Source organism: Streptomyces sp. NBC_00683 (assembly GCF_036226745.1).
Classification (GTDB): domain Bacteria; phylum Actinomycetota; class Actinomycetes; order Streptomycetales; family Streptomycetaceae; genus Streptomyces.
On sequence record NZ_CP109013.1, the window covers coordinates 4,700,159 to 4,718,100 of the forward strand.

The window sequence follows — 17,942 nt, forward strand, 5'->3', positions numbered from 1 at the left end:
GGAGCAGGCGGTCGACCCATTTGGTCGACTGCCGGCTTCGTCGGTTTCCGGTGGAGAATTGAGAGCAGGGGTACCGGGCGCCACGCCCGGGCCCCTGAGAAGCACGCCCGTACGTTTGAGGGGGATGGCATGCCAACCGTTGAACTCCGCTTCAGCGCTCAGCCCGAACACGTCAGGACGGCCCGCCTTGTGGCAGCCGCCGTGGCACGCAGGGCCGGCGTCGACGAGGCGGTGCTCGACGAGGTCAGACTCGCCGTCGGCGAGGCGTGCAGTCGTGCTGTCGGGCTGCACCGCAGTCATGACATCACCGCTCCGGTCACGGTCGTGCTCACCGAGGAGGAGAAGGCGTTCTCCATCGAGGTCGGCGACGGAGTGCCGGGCCCCGGCAGTGACACCTCACTGGCGGGCGGCGGAGCCGGGGGGCTCGACGAGCCGGATGCCGATGTCGAGGACGAGATGGGCCTCGCCGTCATCAGCGGGTTGGTCGATGACGTGGAAGTCCGTTCTGGCACGGACGGCGGAGTGATCCGTATGACCTGGCCGACGGCGTCGGCGGTAGTGCTTCCCTGAGGTGTGCCGCGCCCTCGGGTGAGACATGTGATCAGGATTATCTGGCCCTGCTGAGCAGGGCCTTTTTCATGTCTGCTTGATCGATGATCTATGAATTCCCGACGGGTGCCATGCGACTGTCCCATTACTGCATTCGGGTGGAATCCCGGAAGAGATCATTTGTCATTGTGTGGGCGGTAGCCGATTTCATTGACCACCCACTGTTTTGATCCGGTTCTGCTCCCTACAATCCGTCCACGTCTTGAGCGCTGAGCGTCAAGGAGGACGTATGGCGGAGTTCTTCAACACCCCACTCGCAGAACTGACGCACGTTTCCGTACCTTCCGGCCGGCCCACCTCACTCGCAGCCGCGGTACTCACCGATGACAACCGGCTGATCGTCGTCGTCATCGCGGCCGTCGCCCTCGCCGCGCTGGTCGTGGCCCAGCTGCTGGTCCGCCAGGTCCTGGCGGCCGGTGAGGGCACCGACCGGATGAAGGAGATCGCGGCGGCCGTCCAGGAGGGCGCGAACGCCTATCTGGCCCGGCAGCTGCGTACCGTCGGCATCTTTGCCGTCGTTGTGTTCTTCCTGCTTCTGCTGCTGCCGGCCGACAACTGGTCGCAGCGTGCGGGCCGCTCGTTGTTCTTCCTGGTGGGGGCGCTTTTCTCGGCGGCCACCGGATACATTGGCATGCGGCTCGCCGTGCGCAGCAATGTGCGCGTCGCCGCTGCAGCGCGTGAGGCGACTCCGGCGGAGGGCGAACCGGAAAAGGATCTCACCGTTGTCTCGCACAAAGCGATGAAGATCGCTTTCCGTACGGGCGGTGTGGTCGGCATGATCACGGTGGGCCTCGGTCTGCTCGGCGCCTCCTGTGTCGTCCTCGTCTACGCCGCCGACGCGCCCAAGGTGCTGGAGGGATTCGGCCTCGGCGCGGCGTTGATCGCCATGTTCATGAGGGTCGGCGGTGGCATCTTCACCAAGGCCGCCGACGTGGGTGCCGACCTCGTGGGCAAGGTGGAGCAGGGCATTCCCGAGGACGATCCGCGCAACGCCGCCACCATCGCCGACAACGTGGGCGACAACGTCGGTGACTGTGCAGGGATGGCCGCCGACCTCTTCGAGTCGTACGCGGTGACGCTCGTCGCCGCACTCATCCTCGGCAAGGCGGCCTTCGGTGATGCCGGGCTGGCCTTTCCGCTGATCGTCCCGGCGATCGGCGTGGTCACCGCGATGATCGGGATCTTCGCGGTCGCCCCGCGGCGGTCCGACCGCAGCGGGATGACGGCCATCAACCGCGGATTCTTCATCTCCGCGGTGATCTCACTGGTCCTGGTCGCGGTGGCGGTCTTCGTCTACCTGCCGTCCTCGTACGCGGACCTGGACGGGGTCACCGACAGTGCGATCACCTCGCACGGCGGCGACCCGCGGGTCTTCGCCCTGGTCGCGGTCGCCATCGGCATCGTGCTCGCCGCACTGATCCAGCAGCTCACGGGCTACTTCACCGAGACCAACCGCCGCCCCGTCCGGGACATCGGGAAGTCCTCCCTGACCGGCCCGGCGACCGTGATCCTCGCCGGCATCTCCATCGGCCTGGAGTCGGCCGTCTACACCGCGCTCCTGATCGGTCTCGGTGTCTACGGGGCGTTCCTGCTCGGTGGGACATCGATCATGCTGGCGCTCTTCGCCGTGGCTCTCGCCGGAACCGGACTCCTCACCACCGTGGGTGTCATCGTGGCGATGGACACCTTCGGCCCGGTCTCCGACAACGCTCAGGGCATCGCCGAGATGTCGGGCGACGTCACTGGCGCGGGGGCTCAGGTCCTCACCGACCTGGACGCCGTCGGCAACACCACCAAGGCCATCACCAAGGGCATCGCGATCGCCACCGCGGTGCTGGCGGCTTCGGCGCTCTTCGGCTCGTACCGGGACGCGATCGCGACGGCGGTCGACGACGTCGGGGCCCAGGCGGGGGAGTTGGGGCTGAGTCTGGACATCTCGCAGCCCAACAACCTGGTCGGTCTGATCCTCGGTGCTGCCGTCGTGTTCCTGTTCTCGGGGCTGGCCATCAACGCGGTCTCCCGTTCCGCGGGTGCCGTGGTCTACGAGGTGCGGCGCCAGTTCCGTGAGCATCCCGGGATCATGGACTACACGGAGAAGCCGGAGTACGGGCGCGTCGTCGACATCTGCACCAAGGACGCGCTGCGTGAGCTGGCCACCCCCGGGCTGCTCGCGGTCCTGGCGCCGATCGCGGTCGGATTCACGTTGGGGGTCGGCGCGCTCGGCTCGTATCTCGCGGGAGCGATCGCCACCGGAACCCTGATGGCCGTCTTCCTCGCCAACTCCGGCGGGGCGTGGGACAACGCCAAGAAGCTCGTCGAGGACGGCAACCACGGCGGAAAGGGCAGTGAGGCCCACGCCGCGACGGTCATCGGTGACACGGTCGGTGACCCGTTCAAGGACACGGCGGGCCCGGCGATCAACCCGCTCCTCAAGGTGATGAACCTGGTGGCGCTGCTCATCGCCCCTGCGGTGGTGCAGTTCAGCTACGGCGATGACGCGAGTGCGGGAGTTCGAGCGGTGGTGGCCGTGTTCGCCATCGTTGTCATCATCGGGGCGGTCTACGTCTCCAAGCGGCGCGGGATCGCCATGGGCGACGACGACGGATCGGGCGGCGACGGCGGAGACGGTGGCCGTCCCGTCAAGTCCACTGATCCTGCCGCTGTTTCGTGAGTCGCGCCGGGACGGGCGGGTGACCGCGTAGGCAGCACCTGGGTGGCGCATGGGCGGACGGCGCATTCTGATGCGCCGTCCGCCTTTTTTGCGGGCCCGGAGATTTCACTCGTGCGAGGGAGTGTCCGCACGAGTGGCCGAGCGTTCAGGTGAGTTGTATCTCCCTCATTCCCCTTGGTGCAAATGGCTGCAAAAGCACGCACATCGGATGACCGGCGCCAGAATGTCGCCCACTTGGCGTGTAAGTTCCGGGGCCGAGAGCCTTGGAAGGGACCCAATCCGGTGAACAAGAAGCTTGCGGCCGCACTGTCCGGCGGTGCGGTACTCGTACTGACGCTGTCGGGCTGCAGCGATGACGGCGACGACAAGGTGAACGACTGGGCGAAGAAGGTCTGCGACCAGGTCCAGCCGCAGCTGCAGAAAATCGCGAACGCCAATGCCGCGATCCAGCAGCAGACGGCCGACAACAGCAAGCCCGCCGACGTCCAGAAGACCGACTCGGCCGCCTTCCAGCAGATTTCGCAGGCGTACAAGTCGCTGGGCACAGCCGTGGAGTCCGCGGGCCCGCCGCCCGTGGACGACGGCGAGACCACGCAGCAGGAGGCCGTGAAGGAGCTCAACGCCTCCTCGGCTGCCTACGCGAGCCTGAAGACGAAGGTCGACGCGCTCGACACGGAGGACCAGTCGAAGTTCGCCGACGGGCTCAAGGGCATCGCCGACGAGCTGAACAAGATCAGCACCAACGGTGACCAGGCTCTGAAGAAGCTCCAGTCCGGTGAGGTCGGTTCCGCGATGGCGAAGCAGAAGGGCTGTCAGAAGCCGACGGCCTCCGCCCCGCCCGCGGCCGCTCCGTCCGCCCCGGCATCGAAGCCGGCCTCCCCCTCCGCCTCGGCGAGCAAGAAGGCGTAGCGGAGCGGGAAGCAGAGCAAGAAGCACGGAAGAAGTCGTGGCCGAGTGAGAAGCCGGCTGCGAGCGAGGGCCTGCGGCGGATGAGAAGCCGCCGCGGGACCCGTTCGAAGCGGTCCGGTCGCCCCTCGTGGGTGCCGGACCGCTGCCGTTGTCGGTGGGAGCGGACACAATGGGCGGGTGAGTACGACCAGCCTTCCCGCATCCGCCCGCACACCCCGACTCCGCGAGGCCCTGATCGCCGCGGCCTTCACCGCCGACGGCCTCCTGGAGCTGCTCGGCGCGCCCGCCTACGCCGCGCTCGCCCGCAGCGAGACCGTCCCGGCACTCCGGGCCACCCGCGGGGATTCGCCGCTCGACACGCTGGTGCGGCTGTTCCTTCTGCAGAGCCCCGTCCCGGCCGCCCGGGCTGCCGCAGCGCTCCCGCTGGAGGAGTGCGTGGAGGACGGCTGGGTGGTCCGTGAGGGAGACCTCGTCAGGGCGATCGTCGACGTCCGGCCGTACGGCGGGCCCGAGGGCGAGGACTGGTTCATCGTCTCCGACCTGGGTTGTGCTGTCGGCGGTGCGGGCGGGATCGGCTCGCACGAGGAGGCCGTCGTCCTCGGAGTCGGCGGGGCGTCCACCACGCTCGCCGGGATCACCGTGCGCAGGCCCGTCGCCTCCGCCCTCGATCTGGGTGCGGGTTCCGGCATCCAGGCGCTCCACGCCGCTCAGCACGCCACCCAGGTCACGGCCACGGACGTCAATCCGCGCGCCCTGGAATTCACGCGGCTCACGCTCGCCCTGTCCGGCGCCGCTCCGGCCGATCTGCGTGTGGGTTCCCTGTACGAGCCGGTCGGCACGAGCACGTACGACCTGATCGTCTCGAACCCGCCCTTCGTCATCTCGCCCGGCGCCCGCCTGACGTACCGCGACGGCGGCATGGGCGGCGACGACCTGTGCAGGACGCTGGTGCAGCAGGCCGGCGACCGGTTGAACGAGGGAGGCTACGCGCAGTTCCTCGCCAACTGGCAGCACGTGGAGGGCGAGGAGTGGCAGGACCGGCTGCGCTCCTGGGTGCCGCAGGGCTGTGACGCCTGGATCGTGCAGCGCGAGGTGCAGGACATCACGCAGTACGCCGAGCTCTGGCTGCGCGACAGCGGCGACCACCGTACGGACCCTGCCGCCTACGCCGAGCGGTACGAAGCCTGGCTGGACGAGTTCGAGGCCCGCAGCACCAAGGCGGTCGGCTTCGGGTGGATCACCCTCAGGAAGTCCGCTGCCGCGGCTGCCGGCGATCCGTCGGTCGTGATCGAGGAGTGGCCGCATTCCGTGGAGCAGCCCCTCGGACCGGCCGTCGAAGCCCACTTCGTCCGGCAGGACTATCTGCGTGAGCATGACGACGCCGCGCTGCTGGCAGCGCATTTCACCCTCTCCGACGAGGTGGTGCAGGAGCAGGTCGGCCTGCCGGGCGCCGAGGACCCCGAGCATGTGGTGCTGCGTCAGAACCGCGGGATGCGGCGGGCCACCAAGGTCGACGCGGTCGGGGCGGGGTTCGCGGGTGTGTGCGACGGCTCGCTGCCCGCGGGCAGGATCCTGGACGCCATCGCCCAGCTCATGGCCGAGGACCCGGTGCTGCTGCGCGACCGCACCCCGCAGGCGATCCGGCTGCTGGTGGAGGAGGGCTTCCTGGAGCCGGTGAGGGGCGGTGCGTGAGCGCGGTGACGCAGGCCCCGTGATCCGTGTCGAGCTGGACGAGGCGCAGGCCCCGTGATCCGTATCGAGTTGGACGAGGCCGCACTCGGTGCGACCCGGATCGCCATCAGCCCGTTGTGGGACGCCTTCTGCAGCATGCACCTCGCACGGGCGCACCGGGTTCCTTCCTGGCCGTACGAGGCGTGGGTGGTGCGGGCCCGTGAGGTCCTGAAGGAGGACGACCGGACGCGTCCGTTGCGGCTGTTGAGTGAGGGACCGACCGGCTTCCCGGACTTCCTGTTGCCGAAACCGATCGGTGCCTCGTCGGTCGAGGCGGAGCTGGACCTGATCCGGGCCACGCCGGCCGGTGTGGTGCGGGCGGGGATAGCCGAGCACTACGCGGGGCTCGAGGACCACCCGTACGTCCGCCCGTATCTGGACGATCCGGAGGCCGCCTGCGGTTCGCTTGCGGATGCCTACGCGGCCTACTGGGACGGGGCGCTGGCACAGCACTGGCCGACCATGCGCCGCCTCGTCGAGGACGAGGTGCTCATCCGGGCCCGGACCTTCGCGACCGAAGGCATCGACGCGCTCTTCGCCGGCCTGGAGGCGCGGGCGAGGTGGACGCCGCCCGTTCTGGAACTGACGAAGCACATCGACGCCGAGTACCGGGCGGGCGAGCGGCGGCTGCTGTTGGTCCCGCTGGTCTTCGCGGAGGGCTGCCGGCTCTACTCCACGGACGACCCCGAAGTCATGGCCGTGTCCTTCCAGGCCCGGGGCGCCGCCGCGTTGCGCGAACGCCCCGTGGAGCCGGGGGCCGGGTCGGCCGACCGGCTGGGGCTGCTGCTCGGCCGCGGCCGGGCATCGGTCCTGCGCCAGCTCGGCGGGCCCCTCACGACGGCTGGGATAGCCGACCGGCTGGGGCTTGCGCAGAGCACGGTCTCCGAGCATCTGTCGGTCCTTGCCGACGCGGATGTGGTGACCAGGCACCGTGTCGGGCGCAGTGTGTACTACCAACTCACCGACACGGGAAGGGCCCTGCTCGCACTGCTGTCGGGGGAGGACGTACTGCGCGCGGTGTCCTGAGACCCCGGACCGTACGGCCCGGGGCCACCGGCACCGCCTCGCCCGCCACGATTCGGCCGCCCCCGAATCGATGTCCTCGGCGGCTGCGCCGGCCCTAGCCTCACCGCCATGCCAGCCATCGAGGCGAGAGATCTCCGCCGCACCTACACCGCCCGCACGGGCTTTCTGCGCCCCCGCCGCACCCGGACCGAGGCCGTTCGCGGCGTCAGCTTCCAGGTGGCACGGGGCGAACTCTTCGGGCTTCTCGGTCCCAACGGCGCGGGCAAGACCACCACCATCAAGATGCTCAACACCCTTCTCCTGCCGACCTCGGGTACGGCCCGGGTGCTCGGCTACGACGTGGCGTCCGAGCCGGTCGCCGTGCGCCGCCGCATCGGATATGTCTTCGGCGGCGACCGAGGTCTCTACGACCGCCTCTCCGCCCTCGACAACCTGCGCTACTTCGCCGAGCTGTACGGCGTCGAGCCCCGCGACCGGAAACGCCGCATCGCCGAACTGCTCGACCTCGTCGGTCTCGCGGGCCGGGAGGGGGAGCGGGTCGAGGGCTATTCGCGGGGCATGCGCCAGCGGCTCCACATCGCCCGCGGTCTGCTGCACAAGCCCGAGGTCCTGTTCCTCGACGAGCCGTCCATCGGCGTCGACCCGGTCGCGGCACGCGACCTGCGGCGTACCGTCGCGGACCTGCGCACCGGCGGCACCACCGTGCTGCTGACGACGCACTACATGGCCGAGGCCGACGAGTTGTGCGACCGGATAGCGGTGATCGCGGGAGGCACGATCAGGGCACTCGACACCCCCGGCCGGCTCAAGTCGCGCGTCCAGGAACGCGACATCCTGGAAATCGAGGCGTACGGGGCGGCCGCCGAACACCTCGACCGCATCCGGGCCCTGCCCGGTGTGCGGGGCGTGGCCGCCGAGGAGCGGGGCAGCGGGCAGACGGTCACGGTGCAGACCGACCGGGGTACGGAGCCGCACGGGCAGGTGCTTGCGGCGCTGGAAGGGATCCGGATCGGACGGGTCGTCACCCGGGAACCCACTCTGGAGGACGCGTACATCGCGATCGTCGAGGATGCGGAGACCGCCGGCCGGGAGAAGGCCGCGCTGTGACGGGGCCGACCGGCACGACGGGGCCGACCGGCACGACGGGAACGACGCTGGTCCGGGTCCTGCGGCTGATCGTCGTGGGCGTGCGCACCCATGTCTCGTACATGAGCCGCTCCCCGCTCGAAATCACCTTCGCCGTCCTCGTCCCACTGGTCCACGCGACCCTCGCCGTCTACCTCTTCCGCGCCGCCGACGACCCCGACCGGCTCCTCACCGCAGCCGTCGGAGCGGGGCTGATGGGCATCTGGTCCTCGGTGCTGTTCGGCTCCGGCGGCGCCGTCCAGAACCAGCGCTGGCTCGGCACCCTGGAAACACTCGTCAGCTCGCCGACCCCGCTGTCGCTCGTGCTGCTGCCGATCACTCTCGCCACTGCCGTCATCGGTACGTACGCGATGGGCGCGACCGTGCTCTGGGGAGCCGTGCTCTTCGATGTGCCGCTCGACTTCGCGCATCCGGTGCTCTTCCTGGTCGCCGTGCCGGTCTGCGTCCTGGCGCTCGGGCTGATGGGCCTGCTGCTCGCGGCGACCTTCGTTCTGCTGCGCAACGCCAACGCGCTCGCCAACCCGCTGGACGCACCCGTGTGGCTGCTGTCCGGAATGCTCGTGCCGATCACCGTGCTGCCGGACTGGACGCGGCCGGTCTCCTGGGTCCTGCCCACCACCTGGGGTTCGCGGGCCGTGCACGCGGCGGTCTCGGGCGGTCCCGCCGTCTCCGGCGTGCTGATCCCGATGGGTGCGGCGCTCGCCCTCGGCGCGCTCTACGCACTGCTCGCGGTGCTGGTCCTCGGCCGGGTCGAACACCGCGCCCGGGCCGCCGCCACTCTCTCGCTCGCCTGACGACCAGGCGGCCCCCGGACCTCTTCAGGAGCCTTCGCATGCCCTCCCTCACGTCCCGCGCCGTTTCAGGAGCCGTCCGCACGGCCCGACTTGTCGTCGTGGGCGGCGGCATCTCGTACCGTGCGCTCTTCAACTGGACGACACCCCCGATGTTCATCGGCACACTGCTCGTCGGGCCGCTGTTGCAACTGCTGTTCTTCGTCTTCCTCGGGCGGGAGCTCGGGGTTGCCGACGACCGGTTCTACCTGCTCGGCAACGCCGTGATCGCCTCCTCCACCGCATGCGTCTACGGCGGCACCATGGCCATCGCCAACGAGCGCCGCTACGGCACCCTCGGCGCGGTCCTCCTCAGCCCCCGCCGTCGCGCTCCGCTCTGGTTCGGCCGCGCTCTGCCGTATGTGCTCAACGGCCTTCTGATCAGCGTCTTCACGCTCACGGCCGGCTTGCTCCTGCTCGGTCTGCGGATTCCGCTCGGGGCGGTGCCCGGCCTGGCCGCCGTCCTGCTCGCCGCGTCCGCGGGCTGCTCCGCGTTCGGACTGGCGCTGGGGGCGCTGGGGCTCCGATTCCGGGATGTCTTCCTCGTGTCGAATGTGGCCGGATCCGTACTGCTCCTGCTGACCGGGGCGAACGTGCCGCGCGACACCCTGCCCGGGTGGATGCGGGCCGCCGGGGACATGCTTCCGCTCACCCATGCCGCGGATGCCGCCAGACAGTTGTCCGCAGGCGGCGGGCTGGACCGCGGGCTCCTCGGGGCGGAGCTCGCGGTCGGGGCGGGGTATGCGCTGCTCGCGGTCGCCCTGCTCGCCGCATTCGAGCGCGGCAGCCGGCGCCGCGCGACTCTCGACGTGATGTGAATCGCCTTCGGAGCGTGCTGTTCACCCGGGGTTCGCATCGGCGACGCCCCGGCGTGGCACCGTCCCCTCGGTGCGGATAGCTGGTACCTGGTAGCCGTGCGACAGCCGATGCGACGACTTTGAGGGGTACGGGACATGGAGAGCGTCTCAGCGGTCTTCGCCGGATCGGCATTCGCGCTGTTCGGCGCCGCTCTCCTTATCTGGACAGGGGCGCGCGCCATCCACCGTGCGCCGGTGGCGCACGGTGTGAGCCCCGTCGCCTCCACCGCTCTCGCCACGCTCTTCGGCGTACTCTTCCTCGTCCTCGGCGTGTGGTGCTTCACCCGCATCTGATCCAGACCTCCGGCAGGGTCGACTCACCGGCCCTGCCACCGCCCCGCAGGCACCCCGAAACCCGCAGGCGACAGTGCTGCGAAGCGCGGACCGGGCAGTCCGGGCGGCAGGAATGGCGGAAGTCGGGTTACCGTTCGAGTGGCCGTTGCGGGCTTTTGCCGTTTGACACGGGGGCGGGTTGTACCGTCACACTCCGCAGCGACAGCACCGCGAGCAGCGTCATTGCGCTGCCCGGATGCCCCACGAGTGCCGACCGGAGAGAAGAGCGAAGTTGTCCCCGACCAGCGAGACCGCAGGCCGCCGACTCGTCATTGTCGAGTCGCCTGCCAAGGCGAAGACGATCAAGGGCTACCTCGGCCCCGGATACGTCGTCGAGGCGAGCGTCGGGCACATCCGCGACCTGCCGAACGGCGCCGCCGAGGTGCCTGACGAGTACACCGGTGAGGTCCGCCGCCTCGGCGTGGACGTCGACAACGACTTCCAGCCGATCTACGTCGTCAATGCTGACAAGAAAGCCCAGGTCAGGAAGCTCAAGCAGCTCCTCGCCGAATCCGACGAACTCTTCCTCGCCACCGATGAGGACCGCGAGGGCGAAGCCATCGCGTGGCACCTGCAGGAAGTGCTCAAGCCCAAGGTCCCGGTCCACCGGATGGTCTTCCACGAGATCACCAAGGACGCGATCCGGGCAGCCGTCGCCAACCCGCGCGAGCTGAACCAGCGCATGGTCGACGCCCAGGAAACCCGTCGTATCCTCGACCGCCTCTACGGCTACGAGGTCTCGCCGGTCCTGTGGAAGAAGGTCATGCCGCGGCTCTCCGCGGGCCGTGTCCAGTCCGTCGCCACGCGCCTCGTCGTCGAGCGGGAGCGCGAGCGCATCGCCTTCCGTTCCGCCGAGTACTGGGACCTGACCGGCACGTTCGCCACCGGCCGCACCGGTGACGCGTCCGACCCCTCGACGCTCACCGCCCGCCTCAGCGCGGTCGACGGGCGCCGTATCGCCCAGGGCCGCGACTTCGGTCCGGACGGGCAGCTGAAGTCCGGTGCCGCCCAGACGCTGCACCTGGACGAGACGAACGCCCGCGCCCTGGCCGCCGCGCTCGCCGACTCCACGTTCGCCGTACGGTCCGTCGAGTCGAAGCCGTACCGCCGCTCGCCGTACGCGCCCTTCCGTACGACGACCCTCCAGCAGGAGGCGAGCCGCAAGCTGGGCTTCGGGGCCAAGGCCACGATGCAGGTCGCGCAGAAGCTGTACGAGAACGGCTTCATCACCTACATGCGTACCGACTCCACGACGCTCTCGGGCACCGCGATCTCCGCGGCCCGGGCGCAGGTCACGCAGCTGTACGGGGCGAACTACCTCCCGGAGAAGCCCCGCGTCTACGCCGGGAAGGTCAAGAACGCCCAGGAGGCGCACGAGGCGATCCGCCCCTCCGGCGACCGTTTCCGCACCCCGGCCGAGACCGGCCTCACCGGTGACCAGTTCCGGCTGTACGAGCTGATCTGGAAGCGGACCGTCGCCTCCCAGATGAAGGACGCCGTCGGTAACTCCGTCACCGTCAAGATCGGCGGCCGGGCGAGCGACGGCCGGGACGCCGAGTTCTCCGCGTCCGGCAAGACGATCACCTTCCACGGCTTCATGAAGGCGTACGTCGAAGGCGCGGACGACCCGAACGCCGAGCTCGACGACCGCGAGCGGCGCCTGCCGCAGGTGGCCGAGGGCGACGCGCTGACCGCCGACGAGGTCACGGTCGACGGCCACGCCACCAAGCCGCCGGCCCGCTACACCGAGGCCTCGCTGGTCAAGGAGCTCGAAGAGCGCGAGATCGGCCGCCCGTCGACGTACGCCTCGATCATCGGGACCATCCTGGACCGCGGCTACGTGTTCAAGAAGGGCACGGCCCTGGTGCCGTCGTTCCTCTCGTTCGCCGTGGTCAACCTGCTGGAGAAGCACTTCGGCCGGCTCGTCGACTACGACTTCACCGCCCGCATGGAGGACGACCTCGACCGCATCGCGCGGGGTGAGGCCCAGTCCGTGCCGTGGCTGCGGCGCTTCTACTTCGGCGCCGGTGCCGAGGGTGCGGCCGGTGCGGGTGCGGCCTCCGACGCGGGCAACGGCGACGGCGACCACCTCGGCGGCCTGAAGGAGCTCGTCACCGACCTCGGTGCGATCGACGCCAGGGAGATCTCCTCCTTCCCCGTCGGCAACGACATCAAGCTCCGGGTCGGCAGGTACGGCCCGTACATCGAGCGGGGCGAGAAGGACTCCGAGGGGCACCAGCGCGCCGATGTGCAGGAAGACCTCGCACCCGACGAGCTGTCCGTGGAGTACGCGGAGGAGCTGCTGGCCAAGCCGAGCGGCGATTTCGAGCTCGGTGCGGACCCGGTGACCGGGAACCAGATCATCGCCAAGGACGGGCGTTACGGCCCGTACGTCACCGAGGTTCTGCCCGAGGGCACCCCGAAGACCGGCAAGAACGCGGTGAAGCCGCGGACCGCCTCCCTCTTCAAGTCCATGTCGCTGGACACGGTGACGCTGGCGGACGCGCTCAAGCTGATGTCGCTGCCCCGGGTCGTCGGCGAGGACGCCGAGGGTGTGGAGATCACCGCGCAGAACGGCCGCTACGGTCCGTACCTCAAGAAGGGGACGGACTCGCGCTCGCTCACGTCCGAGGACCAGCTCTTCGACATCACGCTCGACGAGGCCCTCGCGATCTACGCCCAGCCGAAGCAGCGCGGGCGGGCCGCCGCCAAGCCGCCGCTGAAGGAACTGGGCACGGACCCGGTGAGCGGTGCTCCGGTCGTCGTCAAGGACGGGCGCTTCGGCGCGTATGTCACCGACGGCGAGACGAATGCGACGCTGCGGACCGACGACAGCGTCGAGGACATCACGCCGGAGCGCGGCTACGAGCTCCTGGCGGAGAAGCGCGCCAAGGGACCCGCCAAGAAGAAGACGGCGAAGAAGGCCCCGGCCAAGAAGGCGCCCGCGAAGAAGGCGACCGCGGCGAAGACGACGGCCGCCAAGAAGACGACGGCTGCGAAGAAGACGACGGCGAAGAAGGCCACGGCGAAGAAGGCTCCGGCCAAGAAGACCGCCCCCGCGTCGTCGTCCTCGGACGACTGATTCGCGCTTCCTGAACCCAGGGGCTGGAGATCCAGCCCCTGGGGCGCCCGGACAGCGTCCGGGGCACTACGAAGAGCGGGCCACGGGGCAGGCAGGTGCCCACCGCGAGCACCCCGCCCGCAGTCGGCGGCCGTATGTTCGGACGCGGCCCCCGAGCACCGCACCGCTCCCGATAGGCTGGGCGGATGACGCGAGCCGAGCAGCCACCGGTCGTGAGCCCCACCTCCGACACACTTGCCGCAGACTCACGCGAGCGCGCCGTACGAGCCCTTTTGGGTGTTCCCCCGCTCAGGCGGTTGTGGAGCGCCCAGCTCGTCGGCAGTATCGGCGATTCACTCGCCGTTCTTGTGCTTGTGCTGTTGTCGCTGCAGGCGGCGGTCCTTGAGGGCTCATTCGGAGCCGGATACCGCGGGGCGGCCTTTGCCGTCGCCGCCGTGTTCGGTGCCCGGATTATTTCCACCGTGCTCTTCGGAGCCGTACTCCTGGGGCCGTTGACGGCGCTCACGGCGCCCGGCGGTCCGGTCGACCGCCGCTGGCTGATGATCGGGGCGGACGGGCTGCGGCTCGCGCTGCTGGTCGTCGCGCCGCTGTGGATCGACTGGATGCCGGACAGGGCGCTCATGATGATCCTGATCACCGTCTTCGTGACCGGTGTCGGAGAGCGTCTGTGGACGGTGGCGAAGGAGAGCGCGGCCCCCGCACTGCTCCCCGCCCCGCCCCCCGAGGGCGCCACGGTGCGCCCCCTGCCCGACCACCTCGACGCACTCCGCAGGCTCTCCCTGCGGACGGACTTCCTCGCGATCCCCGCAGCCGCGGCCGTCCTCGTGGTCGCGACGCTGGTCGGCAATCTGCTCGGCTCGGGACTCGACTGGTTCTCCTTCCACCAGGCCGCCCTCGGCTCGTACGTCGCGGCCGGCCTCTTCTCGGCCTCGATCTCGACCCTGTACTTCCTCGAGCTGCCGGGCATTCCGACGCCCCGCCCGCGGTCCCCGCTGGAGGGCCTGCGCAGGCCGACCACCGGAACGGGGCCCGACAAGGGCCGCACGGGCACGGCCCCGCTCGTCGTCGCCGCGTGCGCGGCGGTCGCCGGAGCCATCTCGGCCGCCGCGGCCGTCTCCGTACTGCAGGCGGCGGACCTGGGCGGCGGCCCCGCCACCTTCGCGCTGCTGATCCTCGTCCTGACCGGCGGCACCGCGCTCGGAATCCGTACGGCGCAGAAGGTGCTGCCCGCCCTGTCGCGGCGCAGGCTGCTGGCCCTGTCCACGGCCGTCACCGGCATCGCGCTCCTCGCGCTCGGCCTGGTGCCGGACACGGCGACCGGGCTGCTGATCGCCCTGCTCGCCGGCTACTCGGCTGGTGTCGCCGCGCGCGTCGGGCACGTCATCGTCGAGCAGGAGACCGAGGAGTTCCGGCAGGCCAGGAGCACCGAGCACCTCCAGGCCGTCGTCCGGGTGCTGGTCGCGCTCGGCGCGGTGGGCGGTCCGCTGCTCGCCGCCGCCATCGGACGGCACCGGCTGGGTTCCGGCGACTTCGTCTTCGCCCACGGCGGAGCCGCGTTCGCGCTGATGCTCATCGGCGCCCTGCTGCTGCCCGTCGCCGTGATCGTCCTCGCCAGGACGGACGACCGCGCCGGGGTGCCGCTCCGCCGTGATCTGCGGGAGGCGCTGCGTGGCGGCGACCCGGCGGTCGCGCCCGCGGCGAACGGCTTCTTCCTCGCTCTGGAGGGCGGCGACGGGGCCGGGAAGTCGACCCAGGTCGAAGCGCTCGCCGAGTGGATCCGGGCCAAGGGACACGAGGTCGTCGTGACGCGCGAGCCGGGGGCCACCCCGGTCGGCAAGCGTCTGCGTTCGATCCTGCTCGACGTGTCGTCGGCCGGGCTGTCCAACCGGGCCGAAGCCCTGCTGTACGCCGCAGACCGCGCCGAGCACGTCGACTCGGTCGTCCGCCCGGCGCTCGAGCGCGGCGCGATCGTCATCTCGGACCGCTACATCGACTCGTCCGTCGCCTACCAGGGCGCGGGCCGCGACCTCTCCCCGACCGAGATCGCCCGGATCTCGCGGTGGGCGACGAGCGGTCTCGTACCGCATCTGACGGTGCTCCTCGACGTCGCCCCGGAGACCGCGCGGGAACGTTTCACGGAGGCACCGGACCGGCTGGAGTCCGAGCCTGCCGAGTTCCACACCCGGGTACGGTCCGGCTTCCTCACCCTTGCCGCGGCCGACCCGTCCCGGTACCTCGTGGTGGACGCCGGCCAGGAGCCGGAGACGATCACCACCGTCGTACGCCACCGGCTCGACCAGCTCCTCCCGCTCTCCGAGGCCGAGGTCAGGGCTCAGGAGGAGGCGCGCAGGGCAGCCGAGGAGGAGGCCAGGCGCAAGGCGGAGGAAGAGGCCGCCCGCAAGGCGGAGGAGGAGCGGCTGGAGCGCGAGCGGCAGGCGCAGCTCGCCAAGCTCCGCGCCGAGGAGGAGGAGCGCAGGCGCCGCGAGGAGGAGGACGCGCGGCAGCGCGAGGCCGAGCGGCAGGCCGAGGAGGCCCGTCTGCGTGCGGAGGACGCCCGCCGCCGTGCGGAGGAGGAGCGGAGCCGCCTCGAAGCCGAGGAGCGGGTCCGCGAGGCCGAGCAGGCGCGGCTGAGCAGGCAGGCCCAGGAGGAGGCCAGGCTGCGCCAGGAGGCGGAGGCACTGCGCCTGGAGAAGCAGCGCAAGGCGGAGGAGGCGCTGGTACGGGCCGAGGAGGCCCGTCGCCGTGCCGAGGCCGAGGCGGCTGCCCGTGCGGAGGCGGAGGCTGCCCGTGCCGAGGCGGACGAGGCCGCGAGGAAGCGGTCCGCGCCGTCCGCACCGGACAACGAGCTCACGGTTCCGACCCCGGTCGTGAACCCGAACGAGATCACGCAGCCGGTCCCGCTCGCCCAGCCCTCCGACCGCCCGGCAGACCGCCCGGCAGACCGTCCGGCAGCCCGCCCGGCCCGTCCGGCCCGTGACGCGGACGAGACCGCCGTCCTGCCGCCCGTGCGGGACGAGGACCCGGCGGACCGGGTGCCGCCGGGCGTCTTCCGTGACGAGCGCCTTGCTGCGCCCGGCGAGAACGAGAACGAGCGCACCCGCGAACTGCCCCAGGTCAGCGACGACCCGCAGGCCGGGCGTGCTGCTCAGGGCCGTACGGGCGCCAAGAAGCGTCCTCGTTCCGACTGGGCGGAGGAGACGCCGCTCGACGATCTGCCGTCCCTGGCCGACGAACTGCTCGGCGGCCAGGACGACGACCCGGGCACCTCCGGGCGCGATGGGCGCCGACCGCGCCGCTGACAGGTGGGCGGGCCGGAGCCCGGAACCGCGAGACCGTGAAGCCCGGGAGCCGGGGAGCCGTCAGGCCCCTGGGCCCCGGGCCGTCGGGTCCCGGGCCCTGAGCCGTCCGGCCCCGGAGCCGTCAATGCCCGGAAGCCGGAAAGTCAGGATTGTCAGACCCTTCCCGCACAATGGGAATCCGGCTTTCCCAGCACCACACCACCGGAAGGGCGGTGACCCATGACCGTATGGGACGACCTGGTCGGACAGGACCGAGTGCAGGAGCAGCTCGGTGCCGCCGCCCGGGACGCCGATGCGCTGGTCACCGCCAATTCGGCGGGGGAGCCGGTGCCCCCGGGGTCGAGGATGACCCACGCCTGGCTGTTCACCGGTCCGCCGGGCTCGGGACGGTCCACCGCCGCCCGTGCCTTCGCCGCCGCCCTCCAGTGCACCAGCCCGGACCGGGCGCTGGGCGGGGCGCCGGGCTGCGGGTTCTGCGACGGCTGCCACACCTCGCTGATCGGTACGCACGCGGATGTGGACGTGATCCGCACGGACCTCCTCTCCATCGGCGTGAAGGAGACCCGTGAGCTGGTCCGCCGCGCCCAGCTCTCCCCGGCCGTCGGCCGCTGGCAGGTCATCGTCATGGAGGACGCCGACCGCCTCACCGAAGGCGCGGGCAACGTCCTGCTGAAGGCGGTGGAGGAGCCCGCACCCCGCACGGTATGGCTGCTCTGCGCGCCCTCGCTCGAGGACGTGCTGCCCACGATCCGCTCGCGCTGCCGCCACCTCACCCTCCGTACGCCGCCGGTCGACGCCGTCGCCGATGTGCTGATCCGGCGTGACGGCATCGACCCCGAGCGTGCCGCCGCGGCAGCCCGTGCCACGCAGGGCCACATCGGCCGGGCGCGCCGCCTCGCGACGGACGAGCGGGCCCGCGCCCGCCGCGCCGCCGTTCTCAAGCTCCCGCTCCGCGTCCATGACGTAGGCGGCTGCCTCAAAGCGGCCCAGGAGCTGATCGACACGGCTTCCGACGACGCCAAGCAGGTGGCCGAGGAGGTCGACGTCAAGGAGACCGAGGACATGAAGGCCGCGCTCGGCGGCGTCGCCGGGGGCCGGATGCCCCGTGGCACCGCGGGGGTGATGAAGGAGCTGGAGGACAAGCAGAAGCGCCGCAAGACGCGTACACAGCGCGACAGTCTCGATCTCGCGCTCACCGACCTCACCGGCTTCTACCGCGACGTCCTTGCCCTCCAGCTCGGTTCGCAGATCGCCCTCTCCAACACCGATGTACGGGACGCCCTCGAGCGGATCGCCGAGTCCTCGGGACCCGAGCGCACCCTGCGCCGGATAGAGGCCGTGATCGCCTGTCGCCGGGCCCTGGACCGTAACGTGGCGCCGCTGCTCGCGGTGGAGGCGATGACGATGGCGCTCCGAGCGGGCTGACACCCGCGAAATGCCGAAGGGTGC

Annotated in this window: 12 protein-coding genes; all 12 read left to right on the forward strand. The window is 70.7% G+C overall.

All coding sequences use genetic code 11. The features are described from left to right. Positions 1-129 precede the first annotated feature (129 nt). The 12 genes from OG257_RS21120 (at position 130) to OG257_RS21175 (ending at position 17,918) form a co-directional block, all read left to right on the forward strand. The gene (locus OG257_RS21120; protein WP_329209665.1) at positions 130-570 is read left to right on the forward strand and encodes an ATP-binding protein; all 441 of its coding nucleotides are present in this window, start codon (positions 130-132) and stop codon (positions 568-570) included. Between the two features lie 268 nt (positions 571-838). After that, positions 839-3,280: a sodium-translocating pyrophosphatase gene (locus OG257_RS21125; RefSeq protein WP_329209667.1), complete on the forward strand. Its 2,442-nt coding sequence runs from the start codon at positions 839-841 to the stop codon at positions 3,278-3,280. 282 nt (positions 3,281-3,562) lie between these two features. Then, entirely contained in the window at positions 3,563-4,189 is a 627-nt protein-coding gene (locus OG257_RS21130; protein ID WP_329209669.1) for a small secreted protein, read from the forward strand. Positions 4,190-4,366: 177 nt separating this feature from the next. After that, the gene (locus OG257_RS21135; protein WP_329209670.1) at positions 4,367-5,881 is read left to right on the forward strand and encodes a DUF7059 domain-containing protein; all 1,515 of its coding nucleotides are present in this window, start codon (positions 4,367-4,369) and stop codon (positions 5,879-5,881) included. Between the two features lie 54 nt (positions 5,882-5,935). Beyond that, positions 5,936-6,946, forward strand: coding sequence for an ArsR/SmtB family transcription factor (locus OG257_RS21140; protein WP_329209672.1), 1,011 nt, complete (start codon positions 5,936-5,938; stop codon positions 6,944-6,946). A gap of 108 nt (positions 6,947-7,054) precedes the next feature. Beyond that, a complete protein-coding gene (locus OG257_RS21145; protein WP_329209674.1) occupies positions 7,055-8,053 on the forward strand; it encodes an ABC transporter ATP-binding protein in 999 nt (332 codons plus the stop codon). Continuing rightward, positions 8,050-8,886 (forward strand): ABC transporter permease, encoded by an 837-nt coding sequence (locus tag OG257_RS21150; RefSeq protein WP_443054449.1) that lies wholly within the window; start codon positions 8,050-8,052, stop codon positions 8,884-8,886. Before OG257_RS21145 ends, OG257_RS21150 begins: the two co-directional genes overlap by 4 nt. A 38-nt stretch (positions 8,887-8,924) precedes the next feature. Then, positions 8,925-9,740 carry an ABC transporter permease gene (locus OG257_RS21155; RefSeq protein ID WP_329209676.1) on the forward strand — a complete coding sequence of 272 codons (816 nt, stop codon included), beginning with the start codon at positions 8,925-8,927 and terminating at the stop codon, positions 9,738-9,740. Positions 9,741-9,875: 135 nt separating this feature from the next. Then, positions 9,876-10,073, forward strand: a complete 198-nt coding sequence (locus OG257_RS21160) for a hypothetical protein (RefSeq protein WP_329209678.1) — start codon at positions 9,876-9,878, stop codon at positions 10,071-10,073. 271 nt (positions 10,074-10,344) lie between these two features. Then, positions 10,345-13,194: a type I DNA topoisomerase gene (topA, locus tag OG257_RS21165; RefSeq protein ID WP_329209679.1), complete on the forward strand. Its 2,850-nt coding sequence runs from the start codon at positions 10,345-10,347 to the stop codon at positions 13,192-13,194. A gap of 185 nt (positions 13,195-13,379) precedes the next feature. Continuing rightward, positions 13,380-16,493: a dTMP kinase gene (gene tmk, locus OG257_RS21170; protein WP_329209681.1), complete on the forward strand. Its 3,114-nt coding sequence runs from the start codon at positions 13,380-13,382 to the stop codon at positions 16,491-16,493. Positions 16,494-16,712: 219 nt separating this feature from the next. After that, a complete protein-coding gene (locus OG257_RS21175) occupies positions 16,713-17,918 on the forward strand; it encodes a DNA polymerase III subunit delta' (RefSeq protein ID WP_329209683.1) in 1,206 nt (401 codons plus the stop codon). Positions 17,919-17,942 lie beyond the last annotated feature (24 nt).

Bases quoted from the DNA above. Each gene is read 5' to 3' on its own strand.
- OG257_RS21120 (WP_329209665.1), top strand. From the start codon at position 130: ATGCCAACCGTTGAACTCCGCTTCAGCGCTCAGCCCGAACACGTCAGG.
- OG257_RS21125 (WP_329209667.1), top strand. From the start codon at position 839: ATGGCGGAGTTCTTCAACACCCCACTCGCAGAACTGACGCACGTTTCC.
- OG257_RS21145 (WP_329209674.1), top strand. From the start codon at position 7,055: ATGCCAGCCATCGAGGCGAGAGATCTCCGCCGCACCTACACCGCCCGC.
- OG257_RS21155 (WP_329209676.1), top strand. From the start codon at position 8,925: ATGCCCTCCCTCACGTCCCGCGCCGTTTCAGGAGCCGTCCGCACGGCC.
- OG257_RS21160 (WP_329209678.1), top strand. From the start codon at position 9,876: ATGGAGAGCGTCTCAGCGGTCTTCGCCGGATCGGCATTCGCGCTGTTC.
- tmk (WP_329209681.1), top strand. From the start codon at position 13,380: ATGACGCGAGCCGAGCAGCCACCGGTCGTGAGCCCCACCTCCGACACA.
- OG257_RS21175 (WP_329209683.1), top strand. From the start codon at position 16,713: ATGACCGTATGGGACGACCTGGTCGGACAGGACCGAGTGCAGGAGCAG.